Raw genomic sequence first — 12,893 nt, forward strand, 5'->3', positions numbered from 1 at the left:
TCAGGCTCCGTCGGTGATGGGCTTGCGAACCAGCACCAGATAGGCCAGTGCGCCCATCAGGGTTACGCAGGCACAAATCATCAGCGCCAGGCTGAAGGACTTCGTGGTGTCCAGTATCCAGCCGGTAATCACCGGAGCAAAGGACGCGAAGATAAAGCTGGCGAAGTTTTGAATGCTGCCTACGGAGGCTGTCATGCGCGCGGTCACGTTAGCGTGGATCAGGCCCCAGCATGAGGTCCCCGCAAAGTGAATACAAAACAGGGCCATGCCAATCAGGGTGACGGCGCTGGTGGTCTCAGTGGCGCGCGTGACGAAGGCGGTAAAACCCGCAGACAAAACCATGCCGCTGACAATGCACACCTTACGGGTTTTAACCGCATCCCAGCCGCGTTTCACTAACGCATCCACCACATAGCCGTTGAGCAACATGCCGGCTGCGCCAAACAGGAAAGGAATCGCCGCCAGTAAGCCTGTGCTCTTAAGATCAAGGTGATAGGTCGACTGCAGATAACCCGGCAGCCAGGCAATATACAGCCAGGCGGTGTAGTTAATGCCGCTGAAGCCAATCATCATGCCCCACATGGTGCGCTGCTTAAACAGGCCGCGCCATTCACGAAAGCTGATCGGCGCTTTACGCGATGCCACGCTGCCCGCCTGCAGATAATGGATCTCTTCCGCACTTAAGGTGTTGTTATCACGGTCGCGATAAGTCATGTACCAGCCGATCGCGAGGAAAATCCCTAAAATACCGATAGTCACAAACATGCCGCGCCAGCCCAGCAGCAGCATCATGGCCGCCAGGATCGGCGGCGCCACCGATAATCCGATCATCGAGGCGGCGTTAAACATCCCCATCGGCATCCCGCGATCTTTAATGTTGAACCAGTCATTGATGACCTTTACGCCACATGGATTCATGGGCGCTTCACCCATCCCGAGGCCAATGCGCACCAACACGAACTGAGTAAAGTTATGCACCAGTCCGGACGCGGCCTGGAAAAGTGACCAGATGAACATGCCCACGCCCAGCATAATACGTGGGCCTTTGCGGTCCAGCAGGGCGCCAGCGGGCAGTTGTGCCAGCCCGTAAGCCAGCGAAAATGCCGAGAGCAGCACGCCAATTTCCGTCGCGCTCAGCCCCATCTCCTCACGAATCGTCATATTGGCTACCGACAGCGAGCTGCGATCAAGGTAGTTAATGATGGCGGCAAGCAGCAGCAACAGCATGGCGGTAATCTGGACTTTACGGATGCGCGGCGAGCGCACGATATCACTGCGCAACGGCACAAACGCCTCATCAGGTGCAGCGGCGGCGGGCGAGGTTGAACGATCAATAACCGATCTGTTTTCCATGGCAATCTCCCTGAGCAGGCGATTTATCATTATTGTGAGCATTAAGGATGCCCGACGGCACAGGGCCGCCGGCGCGTTGCGATGAAGAGTAAGGGCGATAAAGCAGAGATGTTGTAAAGTTGTTTCAAAATCGTGCGAGAGCTAATGCTTTGCGGTTTTTAATCGGTTTTTAATTGTACTGATTAATGCTGCGGATCATGGATCGCTTGGCTGTGGCCAGATGACTGTGCAGGGCGCAAAGCGCATCCACATCCCGGCGACCGATTAACGCAGACAAAATCGCCATATGCTCCTCCAGGGCAACGATGTTGCGCTGCTTCAGATCGCTTTCATCCCACTGATAGTGCGAATGGAAAATAACGGAAATAATCTCCAGCGACTGATTAAAGAACGGGTTATTGGCGGCAGACAGAATCAGCGAGTGCAACTGCTTATCCAGCGCCGCAAAATGGCGATAGTTGCTGGCAATGGTCTCACGCATCGATCGGTGCCGATCCAGTAGATCGCGCGCCTGAATCCAGCGTTCATCGTCCATGGGCAAGTTTAAAAAACGCGTCAGGGCATGGGTTTCCAGCATTTCACGTAGCTCAAACAGCTTTTCCGCATACGTCTGCGAAAACTTTTTCATCTGCCAGTGGCCGCGTTTGACCGGTTCCAGCAGGTTGTAGCGCATAAAATGCAGTAAGAATTCGCGCACGGCCACCGGGCTGACATTGGCCTGCTTTGCCAGTTGCAGCTCGCTGAAGGTATCGCCGGGCTGCAACTGTCGCTGATTGATCAGATCGAAAAAACGCTTTTCAACCAGACTGGCCTGTTGATCAATCGGCGGCATCACCGCGTTCAGGCTGTCCTGCGCCTCCGGCGCGCGCACAATAACCCAGCTGTCTTTGACTTTTTCCAGCACGCCTCGCTCATGCAGATAACTCAGCACATGACGCACGGTCGTGCGGCTGACTGTGAACATTTCGGCCAGGGCGGCCTGCGGTGGCAGCGGCGACTGAACGTGGCCCTGGGCGATGCTTTCCAGCATATGGTTGATGACGTTATGGCGTAAATTTTGGCTGCGGCTCATGCGGGGGCTCCGGTTTTTTATGCATTAAAAACCATTGAAGGCCCAAAAAAGCCGTTCTGGTTCACAAAGTGAGAAGAGGGGAATACGGTGCCGCAGCCAGATTCGCCATAACTGCGCTTTTGATAACCGGAGAGTAGCCATGACCACTATGAAAGCCTTAGTCATCGCAGAACCGCGTTCGCTGGTCTGGGCTACACGCGCTCAACCCCGGCCTGCCGCGACTGAAGCGCTGCTTAAAATCGTCAGCGCAGGCATTTGCGGCACCGACATTCACGCCTGGGCAGGAAACCAACCCTTTTTTAGCTATCCGCGTGTCCTCGGCCATGAACTCTGTGCGGAGGTGGTGGAGACAGGCGCTGCCGTTCACGATTTAGCCGCAGGACAGCGGGTGGCACTGATTCCCTATCTCTCCTGTTTTGAATGCGATGCCTGCCGCAGCGGTAAAACCAACTGCTGCGAAAACATTTCGGTGATGGGTGTCCATCAGGATGGCGGCTTTAGCGACTATCTTTGCGTACCGGCAGCTAACCTGCTGGTGGTGGACGATCTTGCGCCAGAAGCCGCAGCGCTCATTGAGCCTTTTGCCATCAGCGCCCACGCGGTGCGGCGAGCGGCGGTGGCGCAGGGCGAGCAGGTGCTGGTCGTGGGGGCGGGGCCGATCGGCCTGGGGGCTGCCGCCATTGCCGCTGCTAACGGCGCGCAGGTGGTGGTCGCGGATACCAGTGATTACCGCCGTCAGCACGTCAGTCAGCAGTTGGGACTCTGTGCACTCAATCCGGCTGATGCGGCGTTTATAACCTCACTGCGAAACGAATTTGATGGCAGGCTGCCGTTGAAGGTGCTTGATGCCACAGGCAATCCTGCGGCGATGAACGCGGCCGTAAGCCTGATTCGCCATGGCGGAACAGTCGTGTATGTCGGTCTGCATAAAGGGGATTTGGTGATTCCTGACAGTGAGTTTCACAAGAAGGAGAGCACGATCATGGGTAGCCGTAACGCCACCCGTGAGGATTTTGATCGGGTGCGTGAACTCATGGCGGCCGGGACGTTACGTGCCGATATGATGCTCAACCGGCGTTTCGCGTTTTCGACGCTGGCAGAACACTTTGAGGCGCAGGTCATCAACAATCGAGCGTTAATTAAGGGCGTTATCGATTTTGATCGCTGAAGCCGGAGACAACGGGGGGCGCTGTCTCCGCACGCGCTACGCCGTTCCGGAGAGCGACTGGAAAAAGTGGCGACGCACGGCGTCGGCATCCACGCCCAATGCGATGCGTTGTCGGGGCAAATCGCGAAAAGGGTTGTGACGGGAAGCCAGCGTGCTGATCTGGCGCACCGTCTGACCACAGGCGATGCCTTCGGTAATCACCCGCAGTGGGCTTTCCACCAGCGTAAATGCCTCGGGCAAACACAGCCAGGATATCGTCAGCGTGTCATGCAACGCCATTCCCGCAAATCCTTCCTTCTCAAGACTGTACGCCAGATAAGGGCGGCAGATCGCCCGCAGGATCGGCTGTTGCAGTTGATCCACCTCATCGCTATTGATCAACACTTTATGGGTAACATCCAGCGGGATCAGAATAACCGGCAAGGCCGAGGACAGGACCTGATCCGCAGCATGAGGATCCTTCCAGATATTAAATTCACTGAACGGTGTCACATTCCCGCTGTGGCCATCGGTACCAAAGGCGCCGCCCATGATGACCAGTTCTTTGACCAGCGGGATAATATCCGGTGCCTGATTGATGGCGCTGGCGATATTGGTAAGGGGACCGATTGCCACCAGCGTAATGACGCCGGGATTAGCACGAACGCTGTCGATAATAAACTGCACGGCACCGGGCGCGTCGTCGCTAAACGGATTATCAAACGCATCCCCTAAACCGTCTTCACCATGCAGCCTGGCAGGTGCGCTCGGTTCCCGTGCCAGCGGACGGGCGCAGCCGCGGTACACCGGCACGTCAATCGCCATTTTCTGGCAAAAGAGCCGCGCATTTTTCACCGCCTGGCCCACGGCAACGTTGCCGAATACCGTGGTAATGCCCAGCAGATGTTGCGTCCGCGCGACATAGGCCAGCGCAAAGGCATCATCCACGCCGATATCAGTATCAAAAATGACAGTGCGCACAGGATTCTCCAGAAAGCGTGAGCGCCTCACCCGGGGCGACAATCGTTGTGTGGGCGCGGCAAGCGTAAAAGCCGTCATTTATTTAAGCGGAAAACGGAAAAAGGGGAAACCTGAATTCTCCCCCCTTTTAAGGCTACCCGCGTCGGGTTTTTGACACAGCATGTCAGCCGCACATCACGGGCGCGCGTTCACATGGTCTGAGTTGCCAGTCAGAAAAAGGCATCGTATGATTGCCTGCGCAAGGTGATGGCGTTCCACCTTCCCCAACCGCCAGCAGGTTTCCCCTGCGGCTGATGACGCCTGACACTATCCTTTATCCTTTCGTGGGAGCGGGAGCGTCAGGTGCCGGTATTTGCTGACCCTCCACCGTCTTCTGCACAATGCCTGTTAACGGGAGTATAAGATGTTAAAACCGCTATTCGCTGTGATTGTGGGCGGCAGCGTAGGTTGTGTACTGCGTTGGTGGTTCGGTATGCGTTTCAATGCGTTTTTCCCCAATCTTCCACCGGGTACGTTGCTGGTGAATCTGATTGGCGGCTTTGTGATCGGGGGGCCATGGCCTGGTTTATTAAAAATCCCCAGCTCGATCCCGCCTGGCGGTTACTGATCATTACAGGCTTATGTGGCGGGCTCACCACGTTTTCCACGTTTACCGCAGAATTAATGACCCTGTTGCAGTCCGGAAAATATCTCTGGGCGATGAGCAGCGCGCTGGTGCATGTCATTGGCTCGTTGCTGATGAGTTTTGCCGGTTTCGCGCTGATTAACCTGTTGGGTTAACGCCGCCGCGAAACCGGATGCCATCAGTCCTGCAGACACTGAGCGATGAAGCTGGCGGCGTGCAGGGCGCCCTCGGCTGAAATCGTGTGGCCAGTCTGTGGCTCAATCAATGCCTCGACCGGAACCGCCGCAGCTTTCAGGCGGGCCGCGGCTGACTCGCTTTCGCTGACGGGGATCACCGCATCAGCCCGGCCATGGATCAGCAGGGCTGGCGTATGCGCGAGTGGTGTCAGTGGGCCGTCAAAGGCCAGTCGGCCGGAAAATGCCACCACGCCCGCCAGGGGATAACGGCCAGAGGCCAGTAGATCTAGCGCCATAATCGAGCCCTGAGAAAAGCCCACCAGGATGACCTTCTCCCAGCATTCTGCCATATCATGCTGCGCCATCAGGTCACGCAGAACGCGGTCAAACGCCTCACGGGCTTCGCGAACCCGCCCTGGACGGTTTTCCGGCGTAATGCCCGCCAGACTGAACCACTGATAGCCCATGCCCTGTTCAAAAGCATAAGGCGCATCCGGTGAGGCAAAGACCACATCGGGTAACAAGGTTGCCCAATAGTCGCCGACAGGTGCCAGATCGTCGCCGTTACTGCCTACGCCGTGCAGAAAAATCACCAGTGCTTTTGCCATGCCGGTTCCTGTAAAAGTTGTGTTGTCTGACAGGTATTTGAACAGTTACACCGGTTAACGTCAAAATCAAACTGACCGCCGGGAAGGCCGCCTGTCGTACAGGGGAAGGCAAACATTACGTGCCGTCTCCCTTTCCCTGTAACGTAAAACCTGCTTGACTGAAACGTCACCGCTTGCCGTCTGGAGTTATGCATGTCGTTGTTTACCCTGAGCACGTTATCCGACATTCCCGCCGCTGAATGGGATGCGCTGCTGCCTGATGATCAGCCTTTTTTGCGCCATGCCTTTTTGCTGAGCCTTGAAGACAGCGGCAGCGTCAGGCCGGAAAGGGGCTGGCAGCCAGCCCATCTGGTCTGGCGTGAGCAGGGTGAACTCTGCGCCGCGCTACCCGGCTACCAAAAAAGCCATTCACAGGGTGAATACGTGTTCGATCACGCCTGGGCCGATGCCTGTCAGCGAGCCGGTATCGCTTACTATCCGAAATGGCTCGGTGCCATTCCCTTCAGCCCGGTAACGGGCGCGCGCGTGCTGGGCAAATCCGATGCCGCTATCCGTCTGCTGTCGAGGCTGCCAGACTGGCTGGAGCGCCAGGCGTTGAGTGGCGCGCATATCAATTTCACCGACTCTCACGCTAACGCGCTGCTGGCGGAACAACCCGACTGGCTGGCGCGGCTGGGCTGCCAGTATCACTGGCACAATCGCGGCTATCGCGACTTCCAGGACTTTCTGGATACGTTGATGTCACGCAAGCGCAAACAGCTGCGCAAGGAACGGGAGCAGATCGCCCTGAACGGCTTTGAATTTGACTGGTATCGCGGCGATCAACTGCGTGAAGATCAATGGGATTTTGTGTACACCTGCTATGCCAACACGTACGCGGTGCGCGGTCAGCGTCCTTATCTGACGCGTGCCTTTTTTAGCTTACTGGCCGCGCGTCTGCCGGAAAACATTCGCGTCGTCATTGCCCGTTTGCAGCAGCAGCCCGCAGCGATGGCTTTTTACCTTAAAGACGGGGAAAGCCTGTATGGCCGCTACTGGGGCTGCCTGGCGGAATTTAACCAGCTTCACTTCGAAACCTGTTTTTATCAGGGGATGGATTTCGCCATCGCCGAAGGCCTGCAACGCTTCGATGCGGGCGCGCAGGGCGAACACAAGCTGGTGCGTGGTTTCGAACCGCAGATTACCCACTCCTGGCACTACCTGTGTCATCCCGGCCTGCGCGCCGCCGTTGACGATTTTTTGCAGCAGGAGCGGCAGGGCGTTCACCTGTGGGCCGAGGAAGCCCGGGACGCCTTGCCTTACCGACGCGGCGACTAGTCCGCCCCAACAAACCCGCCGGTCTGGTGTTGCCAGAGCCGGGCATACAGGCCATTTTGTGCCAGCAGTTCCTGGTGGCTACCGATTTCGACAATCTGGCCGTGTTCCAGCACCACCAGCCGGTCCATTTTTGCAATGGTGGACAGACGGTGAGCGATGGCAATCACCGTTTTACCCTGCATCAACGACTCCAGGCTTTCCTGAATCGCCGCTTCCACCTCTGAATCAAGGGCGGAAGTGGCTTCATCCATGATCAGAACCGGCGCGTCTTTCAGCAACACGCGCGCAATGGCTATGCGCTGACGCTGCCCGCCAGACAGTTTTACGCCGCGCTCACCGACATGCGCATCCAGCCCCGTCCGGCCCTGGGAATCCGACAGCAGCGGGATAAATTCGTCGGCGCGGGCGCGACGGATAGCCAGTTGCAGTTCTTCCTCGCTGGCATGGGGCCGGCCATAGAGCAGATTTTCGCGGATAGAGCGGTGCAGCAGCGAGGTATCCTGGGTGATCATTCCAATCTGGCTGCGCAGGCTTTCCTGCGTCACCTCGGCAATACACTGACCGTCAATCAGGATGCGCCCGCCGTTCAGGTCGTAAAGACGCAACAGCAGATTGACCAGCGTCGATTTTCCGGCACCGGAAGGTCCAATCAGGCCAATCTTTTCCCCCGGTTTAATGGTCAGGTTCAGGCCATTAATCACCTGCCGCTCGCCACCATAGTTAAAACGGATGTTGTCGAAGCGAATCTCCCCCTGCGTCACTCTGAGCTGTTTCGCCTGGGGCGCATCCTGCACGCTAAGCGGTTGGGAAATGGTGTTCAGTCCGTCCTGCACCATGCCGATATTTTCAAAAATGCCGTTCACCACCCACATCACCCAACCGGACATATTAACCAGACGGATAACCAGGCCGGTCGCCAGGGCAATGGCACCGACGCTAATCAGCGATGCGCTCCACAGCCACAGCGCCAGGCCGGACGTGGCGACAATCAGAACGCCGTTCAGCGTCGACAGCGTCAAATCCATGCTGGTTACCATGCGGTTAGCCTGCTGCGTTTTGTCTGTCTGCTCCTGAATCGCCTCACGTGCGTACTGCCGCTCCAGGTCGCTATGGGCGAACAGCTTGATGGTAGCGATATTGGTGTAACCATCCACAATCGTGCCCATGAGTTTCGAGCGCGCTTCTGAGGACACCACGGAACGGGCCTTTACGCGCGGCACAAAATAGCGCAGCGCCGCGCTGTAAAGCACAATCCAGATAATGAGCGGAATCATCAAACGCCAGTCCGCTTCGGCGAACAGCACCAGCGCCGTCGCGGCGTAGATCAGCACATGCCAGATGGCATCGACCAACTGCACCGCAGAATCGCGGAGCGAGTTGCCGGTTTGCAAAATGCGCTGCGCAATCCGGCCCGCAAAATCGTTCTGGAAAAAATTCATGCTCTGACGCAAAACGTAGTTGTGGTGCTGCCAGCGAATCATGCTGGTCATGCCGGGATTAATGCTCTGGTGAACCAGCATATCGTGCAGCGCAATAAACATCGGCCGCAGTATCAGGGCGACGCAGCCCATCCAGAGTAAGGTTGGCCAGTTATCGTGGAACAGCGTAGCCGGGGTGGAATGGTTAACCAGATCAATGATGCGGCTCAGATAACTGAACAGCGCCACCTCAATGAGCGCGCCCACCAGCCCCACCACCAGCAGTGCGGCGAAGCTCGGCCACACCTGGCGCAGGTAGTAAAAATAAAAAGGCCAGACCCGTGAGGGCGGCATATCGGTGGGGGCATCCTGAAAAATATTGATAAAACGTTCGAAACGACGATACAACATACAGTTACTCTTTCCGTTCGATAAGAATTACAGCTTAGTGCATGTGTACGCCCGATTAAAAAAAGGATTCTCTATGGATATCACTCTGCGCGGCCGTGAACCACATGATGCAGCGGCTTACCAACGTCTTTACGGCCATCCGGCGGTTTTCCCCTGGACGCTGCAATTGCCGTTTCCCAGCGTCGCCACCTGGGAAAAGAAATTCGCAAAAATGGATGCCGAGGGCTTCATCAATTTTGTTGCCGAAGTAGACGGCGAAATGGTTGGTGAGCTGACCTTGTTTACAAATCATAATCCGCGTACGCGTCACTGCATCAGCTTCGGCATCGGTGTCAATCCGGCGTTCTCAGGGCGCGGCATTGGCGAGCTGTTGATCCGCACGGCAATGGATTATGCACGTAACTGGCTGGGCATCACCCGCATGGAGCTTGAGGTGTTTCATGACAATCATCGGGCGCTGGCGCTGTATGAAAGGCTGGGTTTTGAGCGCGAAGGGGTGCGTCGTCAGGCATCCTTACGTGAAGGTAAACTTCATGATGTGGTGATGATGGCCAAACTGCTCAACGTGGCGTAACGACCGCGCATTGCCCGTTTTTGCGCGCGGCGTTAAGGTCAAAAGTCGCGCAACATGTTTAAACGTTGTTCTGTGCCACAGTTCGCACAAAATGCCCTGCATAAAACCCATCGCCTGCCGATATGACGGTATCACCCACTGATGCTCTGGAGGGCGATTGTGATAAAACTAATAACGATCGACGAACTGAAAACGGGCATGTTCGTCCACAAACTTGAGGTCTGGTGGTTTAAAGACAAACGTATTCGTAATCAGATGCTGATCACCGATCCGCAGCAGGTTGCGATGTTCCGGCGTGAAGGTATTCAGCGGTTATGGATTGATGAAGAGAAATCGATTTCATCACCACCTCCTGAGCCAGTCCATACCGCACCCTGCCAGCAGGCTCCCTTTACGCAGGAACGTGAACAGGCACAGCAGCTGTTTGAACAAGGCAAAATCAAGGTGCTGGCGCTGTTTAACGAAGCGCGAATGGGTTGCGGCCTCGATCTGAGCAGTATGATTGATATTGTGGATAAAATAGCCGGTTCGATTGAGCGCGAGCCCAGCGCACTTCTGCGCGTGGCACAACTGAAAGATCACGATAATTACACCTACCTGCACTCCATGGCGGTCTGCGGCTTGATGATCGCCCTGGGTAAAAAGCTCGGCCTGGATGCGCATCAACTTCAGCGCGTTGGCATGGGAGGGCTGTTACATGACATTGGCAAAGCGGCCGTACCGCTCAGTATCCTGAATAAACCGGATAAGCTGAGCGACGACGAGTTTGCCATCATGTGCGAGCATCCGATAGCGGGTGCACAGATGCTGATGGAAGCGAACGCAGGGGATGACCTGGTCGATATTGCCCTGCATCATCATGAAAAATATGACGGCAGCGGTTATCCCTACCGCCATAAAGGCCATGAGATTAGCGTCTATTCCCGTATGGCCACCATTTGTGATGTGTACGATGCCCTGACCTCAACGCGTCCTTACCGCGAGGGCTGGACACCCGCACAGGCTTTACAGTCGATGCTGGCCTGGCGCGGGCATTTTGACACAACGCTGCTGCATGCGTTCGTTACGACAATCGGTCTGTATCCGGTGGGGTCGCTGGTGCGGCTGGCATCGGGACGTATTGCACTGGTGGTCAAGGCGGGCGAACAATCGCTTCAGAAGCCGCGCGTACATGTTTTCTGGTCGTTGCACGCTAAGCGCCCCGTCAGACCAGAAGTGGTCGATCTGGGGGACAGTTTTTGCACGGACAGCATTGTCTGCTCGGAGAGTCTCGCGGCCTGGCCAACGATCGACCTCAACCGGGTCTGGTTGCTGGACGTTGCCTGAGCCAACGTCGCCATTTTTATACCTTTTTTACAGCGTGCCAGTGCTTTTTAACCCTTTCTTTATGTGACTCAGCGCAAGCTATTCAGCAAATCCAAACCTCTGGAGGTTGCTGTGAGTGCAGGCGTGATAACCGGCATTGTGCTGGTCGTGTTGTTGCTGGGCTATTTAGTGTATGCCCTGTTGAATGCGGAGGCCTTCTGATGGCGGCCAATGCATTTTTACTGATCGCGGTGTATCTGCTGGTGCTGATGGTGTTGGCACAGCCGCTGGGACGTGGTCTGGCAGCGCTGGTGGCGGACAAACCCCTTTTTACCCGTGCCGAAGCGCTGTTTTGGCGCGTCGCCGGGGTACAGCAAGGCGATATGCGCTGGCCGCAATACCTGCTGGCCATTGTGCTGTTCAACCTGTTCGGCCTGATCCTCCTGCTGGCTATACTGCTGCTTCAGGACAAGCTCCCGCTCAATCCACAACATTTTCCGGCCTTGAGCTGGGATCTGGCGCTTAACACCGCGATTAGCTTCGTCACTAACACCAACTGGCAAGCTTATTCAGGCGAAAGCACCCTGAGCTATTTCAGCCAGATGGTGGGCCTGACCGTGCAGAACTTTTTCTCTGCCGCGACCGGTATCGCTGTCGCCTTTGCCCTGATTCGGGGCTTTGCGAATCGCTCGATTGCAACCCTGGGTAACGCCTGGCGCGATCTGACGCGCGTTACGCTTTACGTGTTATTGCCCGTCAGTCTGCTGATGGCGCTGTTTTTTGTCAGCCAGGGCAGCATTCAGAACGTCCTGCCTTATCAGACGATTACCGGCCTGGATGGGGCGCAGCAAACGCTGGCAATGGGCCCGGTGGCCTCGCAGGAAGCCATCAAAATGCTGGGCACCAACGGCGGCGGCTTTTTTAACGCGAACTCTGCTCACCCGTTTGAAAACCCCACCGCGCTGACCAACTTCGTGCAGATGCTCAGTATCTTCCTGATACCGGCCGCGCTGTGCTTTGCCTTTGGCGAATGTGTGAAAGACCGTCGTCAGGGCAACATGCTGCTGTGGTCAATGACGCTGATGTTTGTCGTGGCGGCGGCCTTCGTGATGTGGGCGGAAGTGAACGGGAATCCGCACTTCCTGACGCTGGGCGCGGACAGTGCCATCAATATGGAAGGAAAAGAAACGCGCTTTGGCATTCTCAATTCCAGCCTGTTTGCGGTTATCACGACCGCCGCGTCCTGTGGTGCGGTGAATGCGATGCATGACTCGTTCACGGCCCTGGGCGGCATGGTACCTATGTTGCTGATGCAACTGGGCGAAGTGATCTTCGGCGGTGTCGGTGCGGGCCTGTATGGGATGTTGCTGTTCGTGTTGCTGGCGGTGTTTATCGCCGGACTGATGATTGGCCGTACTCCCGAGTTTCTCGGCAAAAAAATCGAAGTCTGGGAAATGAAAATGACCGCCCTTGCCATTCTGGTGACGCCCGCGCTGGTGCTGATCGGTACAGCCATCGCCATGATGACCGACGCTGGCCGGGCCGGTATGGCTAACCCAGGCACCCACGGCTTCAGTGAAGTGTTATACGCCGTATCGTCGGCCGCCAACAACAACGGCAGTGCCTTTGCCGGTCTGAGCGCGAACACGCCGTTCTGGAACGTTTTGCTGGCCATCTGCATGTTCCTGGGGCGCTTTGGCATCATCCTGCCGGTAATGGCGATTGCCGGTTCTATGGCCGGTAAAAAAATTCAGCCGGTCGGTAACGGGACGCTGCCAACGCATGGTCCGCTGTTTATCGCGTTGTTGGTGGGCACCGTCCTGCTGGTGGGCGCACTGACCTTTATCCCCGCTCTGGCTCTGGGTCCGGTAGCCGAGCATCTGCAACTTATTCAGGGACATTAATC

General features: G+C 56.4%; 11 protein-coding genes, 1 pseudogene and 1 riboswitch. Of the genes and pseudogenes, 7 read left to right on the forward strand and 5 right to left on the reverse strand.

The genetic code is table 11. The features are described from left to right. Positions 1-1,353 carry an MFS transporter gene (locus tag GC090_RS01160; RefSeq protein ID WP_006121144.1) on the reverse strand — a complete coding sequence of 451 codons (1,353 nt, stop codon included), beginning with the start codon at positions 1,351-1,353 and terminating at the stop codon, positions 1-3. A gap of 169 nt (positions 1,354-1,522) precedes the next feature. Next, positions 1,523-2,425 (reverse strand): GntR family transcriptional regulator, encoded by a 903-nt coding sequence (locus GC090_RS01165; protein WP_054632905.1) that lies wholly within the window; start codon positions 2,423-2,425, stop codon positions 1,523-1,525. Between the two features lie 139 nt (positions 2,426-2,564). Between GC090_RS01165 and GC090_RS01170 the strand changes: the two genes are divergently transcribed. Then, on the forward strand, positions 2,565-3,593 hold the full coding sequence (locus tag GC090_RS01170) for a zinc-binding alcohol dehydrogenase family protein (RefSeq protein WP_039342818.1): 1,029 nt from the start codon (positions 2,565-2,567) through the stop codon (positions 3,591-3,593). 36 nt (positions 3,594-3,629) lie between these two features. On the opposite strand, the gene GC090_RS01175 is transcribed toward GC090_RS01170, so the two are convergent. Further along, complete coding sequence (locus GC090_RS01175; RefSeq protein ID WP_324020700.1) at positions 3,630-4,553, reverse strand: nucleoside hydrolase; 924 nt, start codon at positions 4,551-4,553, stop codon at positions 3,630-3,632. Between the two features lie 233 nt (positions 4,554-4,786). Further along, positions 4,787-4,863: riboswitch (Fluoride riboswitch) on the forward strand. A gap of 93 nt (positions 4,864-4,956) precedes the next feature. On the opposite strand from GC090_RS01175, the pseudogene crcB reads away from it, so the two are divergent. Continuing rightward, positions 4,957-5,333, forward strand: a pseudogene (gene crcB / locus GC090_RS01180) (fluoride efflux transporter CrcB). A 23-nt stretch (positions 5,334-5,356) separates the two neighbouring features. Here the strand turns inward: crcB and GC090_RS01185 are convergent. After that, positions 5,357-5,962, reverse strand: a complete 606-nt coding sequence (locus GC090_RS01185) for an alpha/beta hydrolase (RefSeq protein ID WP_033738302.1) — start codon at positions 5,960-5,962, stop codon at positions 5,357-5,359. A gap of 192 nt (positions 5,963-6,154) precedes the next feature. Here GC090_RS01185 and GC090_RS01190 point away from each other — a divergent pair, with 192 nt between their 5' ends. After that, positions 6,155-7,279, forward strand: a complete 1,125-nt coding sequence (locus GC090_RS01190; RefSeq protein ID WP_324020701.1) for a GNAT family N-acetyltransferase — start codon at positions 6,155-6,157, stop codon at positions 7,277-7,279. On the opposite strand, the gene GC090_RS01195 is transcribed toward GC090_RS01190, so the two are convergent. Continuing rightward, positions 7,276-9,108, reverse strand: coding sequence for an ABC transporter ATP-binding protein (locus tag GC090_RS01195; RefSeq protein WP_324020702.1), 1,833 nt, complete (start codon positions 9,106-9,108; stop codon positions 7,276-7,278). The two genes, GC090_RS01190 and GC090_RS01195, sit on opposite strands and share 4 nt — an antisense overlap. A gap of 73 nt (positions 9,109-9,181) precedes the next feature. Between GC090_RS01195 and GC090_RS01200 the strand changes: the two genes are divergently transcribed. From GC090_RS01200 to kdpA, 4 genes are all read left to right on the forward strand, one after another. Beyond that, a complete protein-coding gene (locus tag GC090_RS01200) occupies positions 9,182-9,682 on the forward strand; it encodes a GNAT family N-acetyltransferase (RefSeq protein WP_006121137.1) in 501 nt (166 codons plus the stop codon). A gap of 159 nt (positions 9,683-9,841) precedes the next feature. Beyond that, positions 9,842-11,008 (forward strand): HD-GYP domain-containing protein, encoded by a 1,167-nt coding sequence (locus tag GC090_RS01205; protein WP_039342807.1) that lies wholly within the window; start codon positions 9,842-9,844, stop codon positions 11,006-11,008. 111 nt (positions 11,009-11,119) lie between these two features. Continuing rightward, positions 11,120-11,209 carry a K(+)-transporting ATPase subunit F gene (gene kdpF / locus GC090_RS01210; protein ID WP_033738296.1) on the forward strand — a complete coding sequence of 30 codons (90 nt, stop codon included), beginning with the start codon at positions 11,120-11,122 and terminating at the stop codon, positions 11,207-11,209. Continuing rightward, positions 11,209-12,891, forward strand: coding sequence for a potassium-transporting ATPase subunit KdpA (kdpA, locus tag GC090_RS01215; RefSeq protein WP_033738293.1), 1,683 nt, complete (start codon positions 11,209-11,211; stop codon positions 12,889-12,891). The genes kdpF and kdpA overlap by 1 nt, the downstream gene beginning before the upstream one ends. Positions 12,892-12,893: the final 2 nt, after the last annotated feature.

It is taken from the genome of Pantoea sp. JZ29 (assembly GCF_035190385.1).
GTDB classification, from domain to species: domain Bacteria; phylum Pseudomonadota; class Gammaproteobacteria; order Enterobacterales; family Enterobacteriaceae; genus Pantoea; species Pantoea stewartii.